Source organism: Gallionella capsiferriformans ES-2, assembly GCF_000145255.1.
Lineage (GTDB): Bacteria > Pseudomonadota > Gammaproteobacteria > Burkholderiales > Gallionellaceae > Gallionella > Gallionella capsiferriformans.
The window spans coordinates 3,017,583-3,037,831 of the sequence record NC_014394.1; the positions used below are offsets into that span (position 1 = coordinate 3,017,583).

18 protein-coding genes are annotated in these 20,249 nt (G+C 52.8%); 7 read left to right on the top strand and 11 right to left on the bottom strand.

Translation table 11 applies throughout. From position 1 onward, the window contains the following. The first annotated feature begins 5 nt into the window (after positions 1-5). A complete protein-coding gene (locus GALF_RS14010) occupies positions 6-944 on the top strand; it encodes a carbohydrate kinase family protein (RefSeq protein WP_013294703.1) in 939 nt (312 codons plus the stop codon). Positions 945-947: 3 nt separating this feature from the next. Further along, the gene (locus tag GALF_RS14015) at positions 948-1,379 is read left to right on the top strand and encodes an outer membrane lipoprotein (protein ID WP_013294704.1); all 432 of its coding nucleotides are present in this window, start codon (positions 948-950) and stop codon (positions 1,377-1,379) included. An 8-nt stretch (positions 1,380-1,387) separates the two neighbouring features. Here the strand turns inward: GALF_RS14015 and GALF_RS14020 are convergent, their stop codons facing one another. Genes GALF_RS14020 through GALF_RS14030 form a run of 3 tightly spaced genes read right to left on the bottom strand, consistent with a single transcriptional unit; the run spans position 1,388 to position 5,232 of the window. Next, positions 1,388-3,154, bottom strand: coding sequence for a tetratricopeptide repeat-containing protein (locus tag GALF_RS14020; RefSeq protein WP_013294705.1), 1,767 nt, complete (start codon positions 3,152-3,154; stop codon positions 1,388-1,390). A 3-nt stretch (positions 3,155-3,157) separates the two neighbouring features. Further along, positions 3,158-4,414 carry a lipid IV(A) 3-deoxy-D-manno-octulosonic acid transferase gene (waaA, locus tag GALF_RS14025; protein ID WP_041938570.1) on the bottom strand — a complete coding sequence of 419 codons (1,257 nt, stop codon included), beginning with the start codon at positions 4,412-4,414 and terminating at the stop codon, positions 3,158-3,160. Next, positions 4,408-5,232 carry a symmetrical bis(5'-nucleosyl)-tetraphosphatase gene (locus GALF_RS14030; protein ID WP_013294707.1) on the bottom strand — a complete coding sequence of 275 codons (825 nt, stop codon included), beginning with the start codon at positions 5,230-5,232 and terminating at the stop codon, positions 4,408-4,410. Before GALF_RS14030 ends, waaA begins: the two co-directional genes overlap by 7 nt. An 80-nt stretch (positions 5,233-5,312) precedes the next feature. On the opposite strand from GALF_RS14030, the gene GALF_RS14035 reads away from it, so the two are divergent. From GALF_RS14035 to GALF_RS14050, 4 genes are read left to right on the top strand one after another with little or no spacing between them, the layout of a single operon-like run. Then, positions 5,313-7,283 (top strand): acyltransferase family protein, encoded by a 1,971-nt coding sequence (locus GALF_RS14035; RefSeq protein WP_013294708.1) that lies wholly within the window; start codon positions 5,313-5,315, stop codon positions 7,281-7,283. A 3-nt stretch (positions 7,284-7,286) separates the two neighbouring features. Continuing rightward, complete coding sequence (locus GALF_RS14040; protein WP_013294709.1) at positions 7,287-8,774, top strand: MBOAT family O-acyltransferase; 1,488 nt, start codon at positions 7,287-7,289, stop codon at positions 8,772-8,774. Between the two features lie 19 nt (positions 8,775-8,793). Then, positions 8,794-9,765, top strand: coding sequence for a hypothetical protein (locus GALF_RS14045; RefSeq protein ID WP_223293710.1), 972 nt, complete (start codon positions 8,794-8,796; stop codon positions 9,763-9,765). After that, complete coding sequence (locus GALF_RS14050; RefSeq protein ID WP_013294711.1) at positions 9,762-10,760, top strand: hypothetical protein; 999 nt, start codon at positions 9,762-9,764, stop codon at positions 10,758-10,760. Before GALF_RS14045 ends, GALF_RS14050 begins: the two co-directional genes overlap by 4 nt. 3 nt (positions 10,761-10,763) lie before the next feature. Here the strand turns inward: GALF_RS14050 and GALF_RS14055 are convergent, their stop codons facing one another. The 4 genes from GALF_RS14055 to GALF_RS14065 are packed head-to-tail and all read right to left on the bottom strand — an operon-like array spanning position 10,764 to position 14,643. After that, positions 10,764-11,678 (bottom strand): glycosyltransferase family 2 protein, encoded by a 915-nt coding sequence (locus GALF_RS14055; RefSeq protein WP_013294712.1) that lies wholly within the window; start codon positions 11,676-11,678, stop codon positions 10,764-10,766. Further along, positions 11,675-12,268 (bottom strand): methyltransferase domain-containing protein, encoded by a 594-nt coding sequence (locus GALF_RS15415; protein ID WP_013294713.1) that lies wholly within the window; start codon positions 12,266-12,268, stop codon positions 11,675-11,677. The genes GALF_RS14055 and GALF_RS15415 overlap by 4 nt, the downstream gene beginning before the upstream one ends. Positions 12,269-12,308: 40 nt before the next feature. Continuing rightward, a complete protein-coding gene (locus tag GALF_RS14060; protein ID WP_013294714.1) occupies positions 12,309-13,553 on the bottom strand; it encodes an O-antigen ligase family protein in 1,245 nt (414 codons plus the stop codon). Beyond that, complete coding sequence (locus tag GALF_RS14065) at positions 13,543-14,643, bottom strand: glycosyltransferase family 4 protein (protein ID WP_013294715.1); 1,101 nt, start codon at positions 14,641-14,643, stop codon at positions 13,543-13,545. The genes GALF_RS14060 and GALF_RS14065 overlap by 11 nt, the downstream gene beginning before the upstream one ends. A 124-nt stretch (positions 14,644-14,767) precedes the next feature. Here GALF_RS14065 and GALF_RS14070 point away from each other — a divergent pair, with 124 nt between their 5' ends. After that, positions 14,768-15,607 carry a glycosyltransferase family 2 protein gene (locus GALF_RS14070; protein ID WP_013294716.1) on the top strand — a complete coding sequence of 280 codons (840 nt, stop codon included), beginning with the start codon at positions 14,768-14,770 and terminating at the stop codon, positions 15,605-15,607. Here the strand turns inward: GALF_RS14070 and GALF_RS15795 are convergent. From GALF_RS15795 to waaC, 4 genes are read right to left on the bottom strand one after another with little or no spacing between them, the layout of a single operon-like run. Then, the gene (locus GALF_RS15795) at positions 15,604-16,350 is read right to left on the bottom strand and encodes a glycosyltransferase family 2 protein (protein ID WP_013294717.1); all 747 of its coding nucleotides are present in this window, start codon (positions 16,348-16,350) and stop codon (positions 15,604-15,606) included. The two genes, GALF_RS14070 and GALF_RS15795, sit on opposite strands and share 4 nt — an antisense overlap. Beyond that, positions 16,351-18,195: a polysaccharide biosynthesis protein gene (locus GALF_RS14080; RefSeq protein WP_013294718.1), complete on the bottom strand. Its 1,845-nt coding sequence runs from the start codon at positions 18,193-18,195 to the stop codon at positions 16,351-16,353. After that, positions 18,185-19,159, bottom strand: coding sequence for an MraY family glycosyltransferase (locus GALF_RS14085; protein WP_013294719.1), 975 nt, complete (start codon positions 19,157-19,159; stop codon positions 18,185-18,187). The genes GALF_RS14080 and GALF_RS14085 overlap by 11 nt, the downstream gene beginning before the upstream one ends. A 16-nt stretch (positions 19,160-19,175) precedes the next feature. Next, the gene (gene waaC / locus GALF_RS14090) at positions 19,176-20,249 is read right to left on the bottom strand and encodes a lipopolysaccharide heptosyltransferase I (RefSeq protein ID WP_013294720.1); all 1,074 of its coding nucleotides are present in this window, start codon (positions 20,247-20,249) and stop codon (positions 19,176-19,178) included.

Sequence of the window (20,249 nt, forward strand, 5' to 3'; positions counted from 1 at the left end):
ACCACATGAACACACTTATCTGCGGCTCTATGGCTTACGACACCATCATGGTGTTCAAAGACCAATTTAAAAAACACATCCTGCCTGAACAGATCCACATTCTGAACGTCGCGTTTCTGGTACCGGAAATGCGCCGCGAATACGGCGGCTGTGCAGGCAACATCGCCTACAACCTGCATCTATTGGGCGGCAACCCGCTGATCATGGCGACGGTGGGCGACGATTTCGGCCCTTATGCGAAGCGCTTGGAAAAGCTGTCCATTTCACAAAAACACATCCGCCATGTACCGGACAGTTTCACAGGTCAAGCCTTCATCACGACCGATCTGGACGACAATCAAATCACTGCCTTCCATCCGGGCGCGATGGGCTTTTCCGAACAGAACAAGGTTGCAGAGGCAACCGGCGTGACACTGGGTATCGTATCGCCTGACGGACGTGACGGCATGATCGAACATGCCGAGCAGTTTGTCGCAGCCGGCACCCCTTTCGTGTTCGATCCGGGTCAGGGTATGCCGATGTTTGGCAAGGACGATCTGCTGCGCTTCATCGATCAGGCCACCTACGTGACCGTGAACGATTACGAAGCAAAACTACTGCAAGACAAGACCGGCAAGACACTGGCCGAGATCGCCAAATCCGTCACCGCGCTGATCGTAACCTTGGGCGGCGATGGTTCGATGATCTACACGGAGGGGCGCGAAATCGCCATTCCGACACCGAAACCTGCCGCGATTGTTGATCCAACCGGCTGCGGGGACGCCTATCGCGCTGGCCTGATGTACGGCATTCAGCGCGGCTGGGCTTGGGAAACCACAGGTCGTCTGGCCTCGCTGATGGGATCGATCAAGATCGCCAGTCGCGGCGGCCAAAACCATGTGCTGACGCGCGGCGAGATTGAAGCGCAATTCGAACAGCACTTCGGCTTTGCCATCACGCTGTAATTTATGAGCCGCCTGTTTTTCCTCTGTGTCCTGCTGCTGGCCGGTTGCGCCAGCGGTAAGGGCGTCACGGCTAAAGATACCGTTAAATACGGCGTGCTAGAAAGCGTGACGCCCATTGAAATGGACGCCAGCTCCAATACCGGCTCCATGGCGGGCGGCATCTTCGGTCAGATCGGCGGCGCGAACACCGGCGCCGGACGGGGTGCCGTTGTAGGTTCCGTGTTAGGCTCCGTGCTCGGCGGCACGCTGGGACAGCGTGCTGGCATCGACAGTAAGAATGGTCTTGAATTGTGGGTAAAACTGGACGGTGCAGAGCAGAGCACCTATGTGATGCAGCCCGGCAAACCGGAAGCCTTCCGGGTTGGCGAGCGCGTGCGTATCGTACAGAAAAAAGGCGTGGTGCGCGTCGAGCCGGACATTAAGTTCGCACCCTGATTTTTCTTTCAGGCCTTCTGCTTTTTCACGCGCCAGGTGGAATCTGACTGCAAACCGGGGCGGATATGAAACATGCTGAATGCACCGTAGTTTTTTGCACTCGGCAAGGTACCTGCATATTCGAACGTCGCGCATTTGTCGCCTTCCAGCTCCAAAATCGCAACAAATGCTTCCGTTCCGAATATTTCACCGGGCGGCGTAACAGGTTCAATACGCGCAGTTTTGGTAACCTCGTTGCTGGAAAAAGTTTCCTTCTGCTCGAAATGATCGTAAAGCGTGAAAACCGGACCGTAATGCAGCGCCGTCCTCATCATCAAGGGCTCCTGCAAATCGAGCATGGACTGGTCAAGCTGTGCCAGCGCTTCGTTCAGCGCGAAGGCGATCCGCGCCGCAACTGAAGCCTTTTTCGTGATCATGTAAATGCCGTCGCCCCAGGTATCGATGAGCTGAATATCCGGCCTGAATTTTTCGATAGCTCTGGCAAGATGCGGATTGAGCACATTGAAATACCACAACACGTCGCGATCACAAAGCTTGCTGTACCCCCTCACGTCTGAAAACAGGATCGCATGCGGTTCGCGGCGCGCCACGACATCCGGCTGTGTCAGCACCTTGCGAACGTGACTGCTGTGCGGATAAGGAATGACACAGGCCGAGTGGCCAAGATCGCGCCATTTGTTCACATTGCGGTGCGTACCTGAAAATCGGGCAGAGGCAATTTCATTCCATACCGCCACCTGCAATACTCTGGCGCTCAAGATATTGGCGCGCGTGATGGACATCCCCATGGACACGTCGGCGCAATATTCAAAAAGGGAGTCGTCCTTCATGAAACTCGAATCAGTTGCATAAGAAACCGAATGCGCGCGAGCAAGACACGATTCGAAACGCGCAAGCCAGGCGGCACCTGCGGGCTGCACGGCGGCTTCGCAAAAGTCGGACTTTTTAAAAGGCAACCAGACATTGAGCTCCCCGCCCCGTTGCAAGATGCACTCGGCAAACAGGATGTCCGCACCGGCAGCGAGTGAACCATACGCGATCGCCACTTTATTTTCCGACAGGATGCTTTCAATCCGACGCACAAGTTCAGCCTCCTGCGCCGGCAATATCGTCTGATCGAAAATGTGACCGCAGTAATAGACAACCATTTCGGGCAGCAGCGAATCCAGAATCGACGCATCAAGATGCAGGTAATCGCAAATCAGTTTGAGCCGCTGCCGGGTCCTCGCCCTTCTTTGCAGATTATCGCCTTCAAGACAGGCCACCGCGTCTATCACCCGTTTTGCATCGGACTGCCGATCCAGCATAAGTAGCGCGGCCGCCTGCGTCGCCATCTTGAAAAAAAGATCGCCCTCATCCTGAGCCGCCAGTTCAAGTGCATGTTGCGCCAGCGCGACAGACTGCCCCCTGTCTCCCGAGAGCAAATACAGCGTCGCCGCATTGATCGCCCGGTAATAGCCTCCGGCCTGGCTAAGTATCCTCTGGTAAGAATCGGCAGCCTTGCGCAAGCTGACGGCGTCATAACTGGCGAAGGCCAGATGTTTCAATATCAGCGCTTCCAAGGCCAGCACATCTTCACTCGGGTGCAGATACAGTTTGTACTGATAGAAACAATCCAACGCGCGCTGCGTGGCATCGCATTTTGCCAGCGCGAGCACCAGATGGTATTGAAGAAAAATATCATCTGGATGGGTTTTGAGCGCTTCTTCAGCCAGCTCGTAGACCATCAGGTGATTTCCTGATTTTTGCGCCGCTAAGATCTGTTCTGTCATCATTTATTATGACTCCCGGCTTTCAAGCGCTGCGATGATGATGTCCATGGCCCTGTCTGTCGCGCCTTTGTGAGAGGCCACGAACTGCATGCCATGCTGGCGCATCGCAGCCAATCTGCCTTCATCGCAAAGCAAATTCCCCGCAACCTGAAACAACTCGGCAGCATCCTTCACCCGCACTGCGGCCCCTGCCTCGACGGCCAGTCGGGTGGCGTCCGTAAAGTTATAGGTGTGCGGACCGACTAACACCGGCGTGCCGACCGAACAGGCTTCGATCAGATTCTGTCCGCCGAAGGGCAGCAGGCTGCCGCCGATATAGGCGATATCGCAGGCCGCATAATAGGCAAACATCTCACCCATACTGTCGCCCAGCACGACCTGAATGTCGAATGCAACGTCTCTGTCCTCGCTTCTGCGCTGATAGCGCAGGCCACGGCGCTCAAGCAGCTGTGCGATCTCGTCAAAGCGCTGCGGATGACGCGGCACGATGACCAGCAGCGCGTCCCCGTCTTGCCAGGCATCGAGCAATAAGGCTTCCTCACCCTCGCGGGTGCTGGCGGCAAGAAAGGCCTTTCTTCCCGGACCGAACTGTCCGCGCAACGCGGCGCCCAGCGTCAGCATTTTAGAGGGAGGGGCGATGTCGAATTTCAGATTGCCCATCACCGACACTGACCACGCGCCCAGTTGGATTAAACGCGCCGCGTCGTCAGGCGTTTGTGCGGCGATGGCCTTGAGTTGCCGCAACGCATTGCGCGTGAGTTGCGCTGCGCGCGCATAGCCTCTTGCCGACTTTTCAGACAGGCGCGCATTGAGCAGCAAGACCGGCACCCCTGCCGCATGAGCTTCATGGATCAAATTGAACCAGATCTCGGTTTCCATCAATATGCCAAGATTCGGTTTGAAATGGCGCAGAAAACCCCGCACCGCAAACGGATAGTCGTAGGGCAAATACACGCGCAGCACGTCATCGCCGTAGAGTTGCTCGGAGGTTGCGCGACCGGTCGGGGTCGTATGGGTCAGCACAATTTGATGATCAGGATAGCTCGCGCGCAGTTTGGCAACCAAGCTCACCGTCGCACGCGTCTCGCCGACCGACACTGCATGCAGCCAGATGACAGGTTTAGTGCTGCTAACCTGATAAAAACCGAAACGCTCGCCCAGATGCTGTAAGTACTCAGGCTGACGGCGTGAACGCAGCAGCAGCTTCAAAAAAATGAAGGGCAGCAGCAGCCACAACAGCACTGTGTAGAGGAATCTCACCAGTGTTTCGCCACAGAGGAATCGGCGCAATCGACCTGAATGATTTCGCGGTCGTCCAGCCGTATCGCCGTCAGCGGCCCGCCCCATAGACATCCGGTATCGAGTGCCACGGCGTTGGGCTTGATCATCAACCCCAGCGCCGACCAGTGGCCGAAAATCACCGTCGCATTGAAACTGGCGCGCCCGGCGACATCAAACCAGGGGCGATAGCCTTCCGGAATGTTCTGCTGCTCCGCCTTGAAATCGAATTCCATCCGGCCCCGCTCGGTGCAAATGCGCATCCGTGTCAGCGCGTTGGTAATCACGCGCAGCCGTTTATAGCCAGTCAGCGTGTCATCCCAAGCATTGGGCTGATTGCCATACATATGGGCGAGAAAATCCACGTAATCCGCGCTTTGCAAGGCGTTCTCGACTTCGCGCGCTAAACCCGCCGCCTGCGCCACCGTCCAGCCCGGCAACAACCCCGCATGCACCAGCACAAATTCGCCCTCGACGTGCAGCAGACGCTGATGACGCAACCAGGTCAGCAATTCTTCGCGATCCGGCGCGTTTAAAATCTCGTCCAGCGTATCGCCCCGATGCAACCTGCCCTGACCGTAGGCGACGGCCAGCAAATGCAGGTCGTGATTGCCGAGCACCGTGATCGCGGCATCCCCCAGCGATTTGACCAGCCGCAATACCTGCAACGAATCCGCGCCGCGATTGACCAGATCGCCCACCAGCCAGAGTTTATCGACGGCCGGATCGAACCGGATTTTTTCGAGCAACTGCACCAACTCGGTGTAGCAACCCTGAATATCTCCTACCGCATAGATCGCCATGAGCAAACACCTGTTAAAATATCGCTAAAGATTAGCAGATTAACCTCTCTGCCCCATTAATTGCAGCCCATTTACCGCACATGCCAAATATTGCCAAGAAGTTTTACCCCGAAATCCAAGGTATACGGGCAATTTCTATCATCGCGGTCATTTTGTTTCACTTCGGCTTCCATATCCTGCCGGGCGGCTATGTCGGCGTCGACATGTTCTTCGTTATCTCAGGCTATCTCATCACGCAGATGATCGCCGGCGAACTCGCCAGCGGCACCTTTTCGATCGCCCGTTTCTACAAAAATCGCGTCGTCCGCTTGCTGCCCAATCTGTTTTTGATGATCGCAGCCTCGGCAGTCATCTCCTATTTCGTACTGAAGCCGTACGACTTTTTTCAATATGCCAAGAGCCTGCAATTTTCTGCCATCTATTTGACCAATATGGTTTTTGCACGCCAGCAGGGCTATTTCGATATGTCTCGCGATGCCAAACCGCTGCTGCATACCTGGTCGCTGTCGATTGAAGAGCAATTTTACCTGATCTTTCCGGTTTTTCTCATCCTGCTCTACAAGTTCAAGACGCACCGGATCGCGGCACTCATTGTCATCGCCGCGGCATCGCTCTGGGTTCGCTTCGACTACATTCAACACTATTTGCCGACCGAGGGATTCTTCTCCTTTGCCGGACGCATCTGGGAATTTATCATCGGCGCGCTGGCAGCCCTGATGTCCGTTGAAATCAAAAACCGGCTTCTCCATAACGGGGCTATCTCGCTTACCAGCCTCGCGCTGATCGCGGCCTCTTTGCTATGGCTGGACGAGAGCGCATCCCCCCTGCTGCTTTTGATTCCCTGTCTTGCGACCGCGCTGTTTATTTTATCCAGCCCGAACACGACAGCCGGCAAATGGTTGAGCGGCAAGACACTGGTATTTATCGGCGGACTGTCTTATTCACTCTACCTGTGGCACTGGCCGCTGATCGTGTGGTTCCACAATGCCGATTACAGTTTGAACGATACCGTTCAGACAACCCTGCTGCTTTTTCTGACCGTGCTGATCGCCTACTTAGCGTGGAAATACGTTGAAGAGCCCTGCCGCCAGCGACGTGAAAAATTTAGCGGAAAATCCGTCGCCCTGCTGACCGCAAGCTTTGCCGTATTTTGCATCGCAACGGGCATGTATGTTTATGCAAAAGGCGGCATGGAAGAACGCTTCCCTAGCTGGGTCAACGCAAAAAACAATCTAGCCGCTTTCGATTTTAAAGCCGCAACCGGTACGCAAATCAACTACCCGGCCAACTGCCTGATTGGTGATGATCCCGATGCCATCCTGAAGCATTGCGCATTTGGCGACTCAAGCGCGGACAACCGCTTCCTCGTGCTGGGCGACTCGCACACCGCCGCCTGGTATCCGGCGTTTCAGGCCGCCGCCGAAGCGATGGATGCGCAAGGCGTACTGGTGACCTTACCCGGCTGCCCGCCAATTTTTGGCATCAGCAGCTTTGACGGCGCAAAAAATATCTGCGCAGAAGGCTTCGACCGGCGCATACGCACTTTAATTGAGACGCGCGCCTTCCGGAAAATTTTTCTGGTCGCCTCGTGGAGCATGTACACCGAAGGCGACCCGAACAATCAGCCGAACCACTTCATCTCGGACGCCACAACCTCCTCCCAGGATGCGGCCTCCAGCAAGAACGTCATCTCGCGTCACCTGACGGACACCCTTAGTCTGATGAAGGCACAAGGCAGCGAAGTCGTCATCGTACACAGCGTGCCGGTACTGCCCAAAGTCATCCAGAATCTGCCGGTTGATTTCACGCAGCCGCTCGCGCAGATTCGCCATCAGAATCAGTTCATGACCGAGTTTATGAAGCAGAATCCAAATACGGCCTTTATCGATCCTGTCAGCGTATTTTGCGACGAACAAAACTGCCAAACTCGACGCAATGGTAATATTCTCTATGGCGACAACAATCACATCAGCCCGGCCGGTGCCGCTTTGCTCGTCAAACTGATCGAACGTGAACTACTCCAACCCGTCAAAAACATGGAACATAACTGACCCATGCTATTCAACTCATACAGCTTTATCTTTATCTATCTGCCGATTGTATTGCTAGGCTATTTCCAGCTGGCGAAAATCAAGCACACCTATGCAGCAGCGTGGCTAGCCTTTGCGTCGCTGTTCTTTTACGGCTACTGGAATCCGGCTTACATCGGATTGTTATTAGGCTCGATCATCTGCAACTACGCGTTCGGCATGTGGATAGCGAAAACACCGGCGAGTGGTAAGTCGGAAGTGGTGGGGGGAGGCCGCAAACCGTTATTGGTCGTGGCGATTGCCGCCAATCTGGCGCTACTTGCGTATTACAAATACGCCAATTTCTTCATCGGCAGCGTCAACAGTGTTGCCGGCACGCAATGGAGTCTGGGCGAAATCATCCTGCCGCTGGGTATTTCCTTCTTTACCTTCACGCAAATCGCATTTCTGGTCGACACTTACCAAGGGAAGGTAAAAGAATACAACTTCATTCATTATGTGCTTTTCGTCACCTATTTTCCCCATCTGATCGCAGGCCCCATTCTGCATCACAAGGAAATGATGCCGCAGTTCGCGCATATTTCCAGCTACCGACTGAACTGGGATCATGTCGCCACGGGACTCATGCTGTTCACACTTGGACTATGTAAAAAAACGCTGGGAGCTGACGCACTGGCGCCTTTTGCAAACGGTGTTTTCAGCGGTGTGCAAAATGGGCTGTTACCCACCAGTTATGAAGCATGGGCCGGAGCGCTGGCGTATACCCTGCAACTTTATTTCGACTTTTCCGGCTATACCAATATGGCGCTGGGCATCGCGCTGCTTTTCAATATTAAACTACCGATCAACTTCGACTCACCTTATAAGGCAACCAGCATCATCGATTTCTGGCGTCGCTGGCACATGACCCTATCGCGCTTTCTGCGTGACTACCTGTACATCCCGCTGGGCGGCAATCGCAAAGGACCTCTGCGACGTTATCTGAATCTCTTCACGACCATGTTGCTGGGAGGGCTGTGGCACGGCGCAGGCGTCACTTTCATCGTGTGGGGTGCATTGCACGGTGCATTTTTGACCCTCAATCACCTATGGCGCGAAACCATTTCAGAACGTTATCTGCGTTGGGTACCTAACTGGATAGGCGCATTGACAGGCGGTCTGCTTACCTTCATCGCAGTGGTTGCCGCCTGGGTCGTATTCAGATCAAGTGACATTCATCAGGCCCGCATCATGCTGGAAGCGATGTTCGGTATCAATGCACGCCAGATCACCTTCGATTCCGTGCTGCACGGACAATTACTGCTCGTTACCGACTTATCAGGACGCGACCTGTTAAAACTGCTAATTTTGTCACTGGCCTGGGTCTGGCTGCTACCTAACTCCAGCCGACTGGTATTTATAAAGCGCAATCTCATTCTGACCGTAGCCCAGGCAGTTGCTGTCGTGTATCTCATGTGCCTAGCCATAGACCAGTTTGGCAGCTACAGCCCTTTCCTCTACTTCCAGTTCTAGGAAAATGAAGCACACCAGATTGTTCACCCTCATCGTATTATCCAGCGTGGCACTCTATGCCGCAGTGGGGTTTTATTTTCTGCCGCTGGCGACCTTTACAGGGCCGCTGACGCGCATGGGAATGATGCCGGAATCCTTATTTGGCTGGACTAAAGAGCAACCAACCGTCAAAGCTGAACTGCTTGTAAACGCCTCCTGGCAAGAGGCGGATGTGCTGGCCATCGGCGACAGCTTTTCTATGCCTCATCTGTGGCAAAGCGTGTTGGTCGAGCGAGGAATCAAGGTGCATACCGAAACCTGGGAGAGTATGCGCAACATATGCGAGGATTTTTCCGGATGGCTTGATCAAAAGGGCTTCAGAGGGCGCCATGTCGTGATTGAGGTTGTCGAACATAATTTCGAAGATCGACTCAGTCGCTCTCTGCATTGCAAGAAAATGGATTACCACCCCATGACAGAATTGCCTGTGACTCCGCCACTGCAACAACTTCCCCGCGCCACAGCAAACCTGTCCGGAAAGCTGTCCATCGGCATTCAAACCAGACTCAACATACTCACATATCAAAAGTTGATAGCGCGAACTGATTTCAGCACATGGAACATGTCAAATACTGTGCGCATGAACCGTGTTAGCAACGGATGCGAATTATTCAGCCATGCTCAATGTCGGGACGTACTGTTTTTTGCTGACGACCATGTCACGGATTTCAGCGAGCAAACGCTAAATGACATGAAAACGATTAACCAGCGGATGAGTAAAGTCCATCCGGTCTGGGTTGTCGTACCAGACAAATCGACGGCCTATCTTCATCCTGACAAACAATTCTGGAATAAAGCCGAGAATGACTTGCACGCGCCGAACGTATTACAGGTCTTGCGCAAAGCGATCAGCAATAAAACCATTGACCTATATCCTGCAAATGAGACTCATCTGTCCACCGCTGGCTACCTGATACTGGGTAACGTAATTCACCAAAGCCTGCAGCCATGAAACACGCCAAAATTTTTTCCATACTTATTTTTTCGATTGTGGCGCTTTACGCCGCCATCGGATTTTACTTCCTTCCCCTGACAAATTTTGAAGGTGATCAGACACGCACAGGCTTGCTGCCAGAAAGCCTGTTTGGCTGGACCATGCCACAACCTGCCATTGAGCCCGCGCTGATTCAACAAGCCGCGTGGACAAATGCCGATGTACTGGTAGTTGGCGATAGCTTTTCCATTTCCAGAGTCTGGCAAACCGAACTGGTAAGTCATGGACTGCGCGTACGCACCGAGCATTGGGCCAATATTCGCGGGATTTGCGAGGATTTTATACCGTGGTTGCGCAGCAGAGGCTTCCAGGGAAAATACATCGTACTCGAGGCCGTTGAACGAAATATCACGTCAGGACTTGCAGATTCTGTCCGCTGCAAAAAAATGGATTACCACCCCAGCTTCGATGCCGACCTGCCTCGTAGCGCACCGCCAACTACCATTGACCGTAGTAAAGCCGGCTACTCGGGAAAAATTTCCATCGGTTTTCAAACACAGATCAATTTGTCCAAATATGAGCAGCTCAGCTCACACCCTGATTTTAAACGCTGGGATACCGGACGCGGCAGCATCGTGGCTCGCGTAGACAGGGGGTGCGAGCGGTTCAGTCATCCACATTGTGCAGATGCGCTATTTCTAGCAGACGACAGCCCGCAGGACTTAAGCACTGATGTCGTGGACAATATGCAAATATTGAATAAACGACTGACAGGATTCAACCCTTTATGGGTGGTGGTACCCAACAAGACAACCGCCTACCTGTATCCGGAAAAACAATTTTGGAACAAAGCCGCCGAACGCGTAAACACGGTAAATTTACTTCAATCCGTGCGACAGGCCATCGAAAAAAACACGGTGGATGTGTATCCTGCCAACAACACACATTTTTCGACCACCACGTACTTGTTGATGGGACGGGCTATTTACCAGGCCTTAGCAGGTAAATCGTAAGAGCTAATTCCCGCTACTCCATTTTCCTTGTCCGGGCTGTGGATCCCAAGCCTCAATATCACCCAGCGGGTAGTCTTTAGTTAGGCCATAGCCTACGCGACGCAATCTGCCCAGAAAAGAATTACGCGCGAAGTTATGCGGATTACCTTCGGTATTGCCGCCATCCGCATTTTTAAGCGTAGCCAGATACCGGCGGTAAAATTCAATCTGAGTGATGCCCCACTTCATCACGAAAATTCGACCACCCAGGTTATGTTTGATTCTCCTGGTGCTCGCGCAACCGAAGTGGTAGAAGCGACTTTTGCCGACAATACGGTAAGTACGACAGCCAGCTACCCAAAACTTCATCAGCAAATCGTCATCGCTACTCATACCCGGACTAAACTCCAAGCTATAACCGCCCAGCATACTCCACCACTTTCGGCTAACCAGTGTAGGTTGAGAGGCCACCCCCTCGACGTTGCCCCGTGGATCAATCATACATTGAGCCAGAAACTGCGCCTCATTAAAACTAGCGGGTGACTCACCAAAGTTCTGTTTGATCATATTGGCATTTTTGCCAATTTCAGGCTGAATCAACGTACCGAAAAGCATGACCAGATCGCTGCCTGCCGCTTTGATCGCTTCAATAAATCCGGTATCCCAGCCCGGAGCTGCAACCATATCGTCGTTCATATACAGCACCCAGTCACAACTTGCCTGAGACACCAGCAAATTTACCGACAAACACACGCCCACGTTTTTATCAGACTGCGTATATTTGATGCCTTGCGACTTCACCCATTCCAATGAGCCATCCGAACCATCGTTAAGGTGCACAAGAATTTCATGCTCGCACTGTGAGTGCTTCTTCAAGCTTTCCACACACAATTTAAGATAGCTCAGATTGTTCCAACTCGGTATAACGATACTAATCATTTTATAGCCTCAAGTTCCCACACCATATGATGAAGTCCATTCCTTGAAATTCGCCGCCCTAAATCGCGGATAGCTGATGCAAAAGGCGAATGTGGCATGTCTCGATAATTGGTTGGCGCGGATAACTTTGCAATGCGCGCAACAAATCGACCATGGAATCCATAAATACGGCCCGCCGGATGCTCGCCGCAAAAATACTCATGTGTTCCCTGCGCAAGATAATTTACATGTGTAGGATCGGCAAAAGCCAGAGATGAAGGATAGGCGGGTGTCACCGCCAAGAATTTTCCTCCCGGGGTTAATACTCGCCAAACCTCATTCATTATGTTAATGAATGGATAGACCAACTCATTTGAGCTTCCCAAACAAATTTGTCTTGGAATATGCTCTAAAAAATCGATCGCTGAAATACTAGAAAAATAATTATCTGAAAAAGGAATTGCTTCAAAAACCAAATTCGCCTTCTTCATGGAAATTCCTCTTAATGCAAGAACCTGCTCTGCATCATCCCGAATATCAAGGCCGAATAAATTCGCCCTTTTATAAGGATTTTGAGGGTTGGTTCCGCAACCCAAGTCTAAATGGTTCAATATATTTTCCTTATTTCAATAATAAATAGCACCCGTATCATTAACGGTTATGAGTCAACTCATCACAATTATCGTTATTACAACAGGCTAACAAAACGACTCCTGTCAAACTATAAAAAGTAGCGACCATTTTCAAGTTGTACATCTCTACCGTTAGGCCAAATACAATAAATCCAACCACCAAGCTCATGCCCATCAGACCAGCCTTTTGAATTATATTGTTTCTAGATCGCATCGAATTGACAAAAAACTTTAGCGGCACCAAATGTACCAAAAAATAAGCAATCAACCCAAAAATCCCCAACCGGGCCGCACTAGAAAAAATTTGACTATGAACTTCATTCACCCCTAAATCGGCCGCCATAGGGCTAATAACCCCTGCCTTCCCGAGCGACAATATAGCATTATCAAATCCGGAGGGACTGACTCCGGCGATTGGATTAGCCAAAAATATTTGGCTCGCCCCCTTCCATATCTGCAATCGAAATCCGGTTGAAGTTTCTAAATTTCCACTGGCAATCGAACGAATTTCAACATAAGAGTCACTTACTCTTTGTTGAATCGGCGTAAACGCAAAGTAACTTACCGCAAGCATAGCTGCCACAGCCAGCAATCCACCAGCCAATTTTTTGACGTCGTAAACTTTCCAGACAACAAGACAAACCAGCAGTATGACCGGGATGGCAACCCAACCACCTCGCGTACCTGACAAAATTGAGGCATACATTCCCGCTATAAGCCCAATGACCTTTAACATGACCACTAAACGTGAATCCAACCTGAACCAATTTATAGAACAGGCCGACAGAATCCCTAACATCAAGGCCAGATCCCCAAAATGGATCGGATTTAAAAATGTGTTAGTGGCCCTTGTGCCGAACACACCCACTTCTTGATGTTGTATTAATAGTGCTGCTATGGCGCCTAGAGGGAGTCCAAACTGAAATAACTCAAAGACCTTCATACTTTGTTTTTTTAAGGCAAAATATATCGGGACAGCAAACAGAAATCTTGCCGGTGAATCCCAATAGGATACGATTATCTTTCCATGAATTAACTGGCTCAATATTGTCGCAACAAGTATCGATGACATTGCCAAGATGTAAATCTTGTCCTGTGAGTTAATAAATACGGGTTGAGTTTTATTTTTAAGCAACGTCACAATAGACAAAATACACAAGACTATAAAAAACGCACTCAAACTACCCTTCACTGAAAGCATCAGCACAGGATACATCAGCATGATCAGCATCATGCTGCGTTCAATAGTTAAGTTATTTTTCACTCTTGCTCCTGACTTTTTCAAACAGATTTCCAGCAGCGGACTTGCAGCAAGCCGCATAAATATCGCAATACTCCTGCGCAACTTTAGCCCAGGTCCGATCGAATTTCGGCACTTCTAGCTGCCTGGCTAACTGCTGCTCTACCGCATGCACCCAAGCATCTATCGGTGCATTTAAAGGCAGCACCGAACCCGCATCCTGCGAGACATGCTCAGCCGCACCGCAGACATCTGAAATCACCACCGGCACACGCGCTGCCATCGCCTCAGAAATCACCATGCCGTAAGGCTCGGCAATAGCCGGATGAAGCAGCACATCCACCTCGCTGAAATAATCGTTATCCTCACGCCAGCCTAGCAGGCGATAGCCGCCTGTCCAATCGGCGAACAACGGCGCCAGCTCTGACGGCTGCGGCCCTATCACCCAAAGTTCCAGATTCGGACGTGCGCGACGCAATGCGGCGACTATTTCAACTGCTTGAGGCAAGCCCTTGCGCTGCCACTCCCAACCGACGAAACACACCACACCTCCATCCACCGGAACAACACGCGATGCCCGCTGCCGTATCGGCAAAATGCCGGGTGCAATCGGCGCACTCAATTTTTCAGTCATCTGCGGATAATAATGTGCCAACTGCCTGCTGATGAAAGATGAGTTTGGCACAATGACTTGCGCGGTTGCCAACTCGCGGCGTTCAAGATACAGGCGCACCCACACCCTGATTGAAATAAAACGCCACCAACCCTTTTCATAGATCGTGGCGAATGGAGGCCCGTGAAACGTCGTCACATCATGCACACCCAGACGCTCATGACTATGTATGATCCTGTCTGCCGACAGATTATCCTGCACCCAGCGCGTGACCCGCCAGCTAAAACGCACTTGCGATAGCCAGCGAGGACGCTTGGCGGTCTCGCCCAGTTCAACGACACGAATTCCAGCCGGATGCGCTGTGTGGCAGCGTTCGCAAAGCACCGTCACCGTATGCCCCGACTGCTGTAACTCACGGCTCAATTCCCAGACATAGCGCTCCATGCCGCCAACCGGTCCATAGCGCTTCACCACCTGTACGATATTCATTTTGTCTGGCATAGTCGCGCATTGTAGCGTCATCGGCACTCGTGCGCATTATCGCTCTGCGACTTCTACACCCGCCTTGCCCGTTGTGCAGTAAAATTAGACGCATTCGTCATACCTCTCAGCTTGGTAATTTCACATGTTCTCTATCCTGATTCCAACTTGGAACAACCTCGAGTTGCTCAAACTCTGCGTACGCAGCATTCAGCAAAACTCAGCCTACCCACACCAGATTATCATTCACGTCAATGACGGTAGCGATGGCACTCTGGCATGGGTTAAAGAACAAGGCTTCGAACACAGCGCCTCGCCCGACAACATTGGCATCTGTCTGGCTGTAAACGAAGCAGCCATGCACGCCACAATGGATTACATCCTGTACCTGAACGATGACATGTATTGCTGCCCGGGATGGGACACCGCCCTGGTCAACAAACTAACAGAGCTCGATACCGATTTATTCATGTTGTCCGGCACCATGATAGAACCGCGCGACACCAGCAACCCTTGTGTGATCGTAAAGGATTACGGCCGCGAAGTTGAAACGTTCGATGAATCCCTGTTGCTTGCCGAATTGCCACAACATCGCAAGGCAGACTGGGACGGCGCGACCTGGCCGCCAACGCTGGTCAGTCGCCGCTGGTGGTTCAAGGTAGGCGGTTACAGCAGCGAATTCTCTCCCGGCATGAGCAGCGACAACGACTTTTCGATGAAGCTGTGGCACGCAGGTTGCCGCATCTTTCTGGGCGTCGGTGACTCGCTTGTTTACCACTTCCAGTGTAAATCAACCGGAAAAATCAAGAAAAATGACGGCGGCAAACAGTTTCTATTCAAATGGGGAATGCGCCAGTCCGTGTTCGATCGGTATTTTTTACGGCGCGGTCAAGTCGCACAGGGATTAAGACTGGAAGAGCCTGAAGATACGCGCAATTTTCGCTGGCAGCTGCTGCGCAGCCGAATCAAACGCGCACTCAGTTAACGCGCTGCTGAATGCAGCGCGGCCAGTTTTCGGTATTTCAGATAAGTGGTGCGTGCATTCATATGAGCGATGCGCCAACCCGCAGCACCATCGAGCACACCCAGCCTGATGACATAGGTGCGAATGAACGCCCAGCCGCCGCTCAGCACCGCACCCGCCAGACTGGAGCCCTTACCCCCCTCAAACATTTGCTGCGCCGCGGCCGTCGAATAGTGGGCCACCTTGCGCTCCACATCATCCGTTGTCAGATAACTGTAGTGCAGCAGCGGACTGTGCAATTTGGCGGTCTTGCCCGTCAGCAGCACGCTTTCATGCACCAGACTGTCGGAAAACTGACCGGCAGCGCGCTTAAACAGACGCAGCACGTAATCCGGATACCAGCCGCAGTGATGAATAAAAGTGCCGCAGAACTGCGACAGTCGCGGGCAGTAATATCCGTCTGCCGCCGCGTCCCTCATCGCCTGCTCGAGCTCAGCACGCAATTCGGGCGTCACCCGCTCATCCGCATCGATCGAAAATATCCATGCGCACGATGCATAGGACAGCGCGCGATTTTTCTGCGGCCCGAAACCCGGCCAGTCAGCGTGCAGATAAACCCGCGCACCCATTTCACGCGCAATGCTCACCGTATCGTCCGTGCTGCCCGAATCCACCACGATAATTTCATCCGCCCACGCCACCGACTGAATACAGGCGCCTATATTGGCGGCCTCATTCTTCGCAATGATAACGACAGACAGCATTTAAATGTGTTGTGGCTGATATTCAGGAACCCAGCCCTGAAGTGCCGTTTTTACTTCGGCATCAGGTCGGGTCGACGCATCCGTCCATATCAGCAGCTGCTCCAGCCACGCCGCATCCGCCTCGCGCGCCTGAGCGATGCGCAATTTAGGATGCGGCGTCGGCAAGGTGTGCTCGTTGTCGGCGAGCAGCTCTTCATAAAGCTTTTCGCCCGGGCGCAGACCGCTAAACTCAATCTTGATATCGTCCTCAGTAAATCCTGACAGGCGGATCAACTCCTTTGCCAGATCAACGATCTTGACCGGTTCGCCCATATCCAGTACGAAAATCTCGCCGCCCTGCCCCATCAGCCCGGCTTGCAACACCAATTGCGCGGCTTCCGGAATGGACATGAAGTAGCGGGTGATTTCAGGGTGAGTCACGGTAATCGGGCCGCCTTGCGCAATCTGCGCACGGAATTTCGGAATCACGCTCCCCGTGCTGCCCAGCACATTGCCGAACCTGACGATGACGAACCGCGTACAGCCGCTGACCTCAGAGGCGAGTGGCTGCAACGCCTGACACACCAGTTCCGCCAGTCGCTTGGAAGCCCCCATCACGTTAGTCGGATTAACCGCCTTGTCGGTCGAGATCATCACAAATTTGGCAACGTTATGTCGCTGCGCGGCGCGTGCCACGGTCCAGGTTCCCAATACGTTGTTGCGGATCGCCTGCCAGGCATTGTGCGTCTCCATCATCGGCACATGTTTGTAGGCGGCTGCATGAAACAGCACGGCAGGATTATGTAACTGCAAGACTTCATCGACTCGCGCCGCATCGCGCACATCGCCTACCAGACAAACGAAGCACAGCGCCGGAAATGCCTGATGGAGCTCCTGCTCGAGCGTATAAAGCGCAAATTCGCTCTGCTCGAATAACACCAACTTGGCCGGTGAAAATCGCGCGATCTGACGGCACAGCTCTGAACCGATCGAGCCGCCCGCGCCGGTCACCATGACCGTCTTGCCGGATATCAACCCTTGCAATCCCGCCGTATCGAGCACCACGGGATCCCGTCCCAGCAAATCGTCCAGCTCGATTGCACGCAATTGCGACACGGCCACCTTGCCGCTCATCAGGTCGTCAAACGATGGCACGGTCAACGCCTGCACCCCGGCTGCTGTGCACAGTTTGATCGCGCGCTGACGCTGCTGATGCGAACTGGAGGGCATTGCGATGATTACACGCTCGACGCCGAAATGATTAATCCAATGCGCCAATTCGTCTAATTTACCCAGCACCTTCACGCCATTTAGCATGCAGTTTTGCTTGTTGTCATCATCATCCAGAAAGCCCAACAGTTGCCACGTTTCATTTTTCGCCAGATCCTTGGATAGTGCCACAGCGGCATCTCCTGCGCCCAGCACCAATACCGGCTCACTGGACAGTTTCATGCGCCCCTGAAATCGGGTTTCTTTCCACATGCGGTACAAAATGCGGCTGCCGCCCATAAACAGAATCAGCAGTAGCGGATTTAGCACTAATACGGAACGCGGCACGACCAACTGACTGCGCAACATCCATAACATAAACGGGATGGCCGCTGCCGCCAACAATACGGCCAGCACGATACGGCGCAAGTCGTTCAGACTGGCATAACGCCAGATGCCGCGATATAGGCCAAATTTCCAGAATATTGCAACCTGCAAGGGCACGATCCACAGCAAGGTCTGCCGCATTTCAGCCCCGTATTGGGACGGCAATTCAAAATTAAAACGCAGCAAATAGGCCAGCGTCCATGCGAGCACCGCTGCCGCAATGTCGTGCAATATGGCCAACACCGTTCGGACATTCGATTTACGCAGCATTGTTATCTTCCTCTTGATATTTCCGCCAGCGCCGGTCTATCCACATGCTCAACCCCAGATAGATCACCCCCCACCAGGCCAGCAGATTACCCTGCCCCTTGGCGTCGAGACTCAAGGCAAACAAGGCCGATACACCCGCTGCAATCATCAGGAAATATTCCGCGATCGCCGTGTTGCGATGCCCCCATCCCAATTGCACCAGACGCTGATAATAGTGACTGCGGTGCGCCTCGGACAATTTTTCCTTATTACGCGCACGCTTGAACAGCGTCAAGGTTGCATCCATCGCAAAAGGAGAGAACACCAGCACCGGGAACCAGGCCGGCCAGTAACCCGATTGCCAGCCCCATACGCCGAACGCTGAGGCCAGAAAACCCAGCGGAATCGAGCCTGCATCGCCCAAAAATACGCGAGCAGGATGAAAATTATGGTACAAAAATCCCAAGGATGCGGCGCCGACCGAAAAATTCATCATCGCAAAGGCTTCGTTGCCGGCCATCAATCCGCCAACGCCGTAGAAACTAAAACCGAATAGCGCCATACCGCCCGCCATGCCATCGGAGCCATCCATAAAGTTATATAGATTTGTCATCCACACGATGTACAGCAGCACCGGCACCATCCATATCCAGCTAATTCCGGCGCCAATCAATACCATCGCAGCGGCGATAAAATGACCGATCAGACGAGTTTTGGGCGGCAACCCGCGCACATCGTCCACCAGCGACAACACGAACAGCCCAAGCATGGGAAGCACAATCCACCATTGCCAGAATTTGAACAGCAGCACCCAGCCCGCTAATATGCCGGCCATCAAGGCAATGCCACCGGTACGCGGCACCGGCGTGTCATGCAACGATCGTTCGTTAGGGATATCTTGAATCGTGCCGTGTTTGCTTAGTGTCAAAATCAGCGTCAGCAGCAAGGTGACTAAAGCGGAAATTACCGGTGGATAATGGTTCATGCGGTGCTACCTTAGGTTAAGCAGAATGGATTTTAGCACGCACGGGTGCGTCACTGGTGACCAACGACTCAAAGCACTTCTGGCAAACCTGCTGAGGCGTGATAGCCATCTGGCAAGGCGGCTTATCCTCTTTTAATTCGAGTCTCGGGCAGTCTCGCTTGAAACAGGGCGAACAATACAGTCCACTGGTGATATGCAAACAGGATTTACCGAGAATGCCGCTGTATTCCGGCGCTGTCGGACCATGCAACATGATGCCGGAAATATCGAGCACCGTTGCAAGGTGCCCGATGCCGCTTTCAACGCTGACAAACCCTTGCGCATGCAGCAGTACGCTCATCAATTCAGTCAGCGATAACTTCGGCAACACCTGCGCCAACTCGCCTCCCGCCTGCTGCAAGCGCTGCGCACGCTGATACTCGGCCTCATTGCCCCACGGCAACAGACAATGAATGCCCTGCAGGGTCAACAAACCAACCAGCTCAAACCATGACGACTCAGGCCAGTATTTACTGTTCCATGTCGTGCCGTGCAACAGCACAATGGCAGGATTAGCGCGTTCGTCTCCGCTGTCGGGCAGCGACATCTGGTTTTGGCGAAATTGATCCAGACCATAGTCAGCGGGTTGCAAGATGTCGGCGCCAAACAACTGCGCAACAAGTTGCCTGTTTTTATCGACGATATGCAAGCCGGATGCGATGCTGGCGGTCTTCTGATAGAACTTTGCGGCCAGCGATTCGCGTGCGCTTGACGCGTCAAAGCCGTAGATTTCAGTACCTGCCAGTCGCGCCAGCAGCGCGCTTTTTAGCAATCCCTGCGCATCCAGCGCAAGATCGTAATGTTCAGCTTTGAGCTGTCGCTTCAAGCCACGCAACAACTTGGGCAGCTTCCACCACTGCTTCTTATGACTGCGCAACGGCACCGTGATCACTTTATCGACAGCCGCATGCCAGCTCACCATCTCGGCAAATGCGGGTTCCACCAGCCAGTGTATTTCGGCATCAGGCAAGCGGCGGCGCAAGTCGCTGATAGCCGGAAACAAATGCAGTATATCGCCCAGCGACGACAATCTGACGACAAGAATTTTCAT

Excerpts from the sequence above, each read along its gene's own strand:
- waaC (WP_013294720.1), bottom strand. The coding sequence starts at position 20,249 with ATGAAAATTCTTGTCGTCAGATTGTCGTCGCTGGGCGATATACTGCAT.
- GALF_RS14010 (WP_013294703.1), top strand. The coding sequence starts at position 6 with ATGAACACACTTATCTGCGGCTCTATGGCTTACGACACCATCATGGTG.
- GALF_RS14040 (WP_013294709.1), top strand. The coding sequence starts at position 7,287 with ATGCTATTCAACTCATACAGCTTTATCTTTATCTATCTGCCGATTGTA.
- GALF_RS14020 (WP_013294705.1), bottom strand. The coding sequence starts at position 3,154 with ATGATGACAGAACAGATCTTAGCGGCGCAAAAATCAGGAAATCACCTG.
- GALF_RS14035 (WP_013294708.1), top strand. The coding sequence starts at position 5,313 with ATGCCAAATATTGCCAAGAAGTTTTACCCCGAAATCCAAGGTATACGG.
- GALF_RS14055 (WP_013294712.1), bottom strand. The coding sequence starts at position 11,678 with ATGATTAGTATCGTTATACCGAGTTGGAACAATCTGAGCTATCTTAAA.
- GALF_RS14050 (WP_013294711.1), top strand. The coding sequence starts at position 9,762 with ATGAAACACGCCAAAATTTTTTCCATACTTATTTTTTCGATTGTGGCG.
- GALF_RS14080 (WP_013294718.1), bottom strand. The coding sequence starts at position 18,195 with ATGCTGCGTAAATCGAATGTCCGAACGGTGTTGGCCATATTGCACGAC.
- GALF_RS14070 (WP_013294716.1), top strand. The coding sequence starts at position 14,768 with ATGTTCTCTATCCTGATTCCAACTTGGAACAACCTCGAGTTGCTCAAA.
- GALF_RS14085 (WP_013294719.1), bottom strand. The coding sequence starts at position 19,159 with ATGAACCATTATCCACCGGTAATTTCCGCTTTAGTCACCTTGCTGCTG.
- GALF_RS15795 (WP_013294717.1), bottom strand. The coding sequence starts at position 16,350 with ATGCTGTCTGTCGTTATCATTGCGAAGAATGAGGCCGCCAATATAGGC.
- GALF_RS14065 (WP_013294715.1), bottom strand. The coding sequence starts at position 14,643 with ATGCCAGACAAAATGAATATCGTACAGGTGGTGAAGCGCTATGGACCG.
- GALF_RS14030 (WP_013294707.1), bottom strand. The coding sequence starts at position 5,232 with ATGGCGATCTATGCGGTAGGAGATATTCAGGGTTGCTACACCGAGTTG.
- GALF_RS14015 (WP_013294704.1), top strand. The coding sequence starts at position 948 with ATGAGCCGCCTGTTTTTCCTCTGTGTCCTGCTGCTGGCCGGTTGCGCC.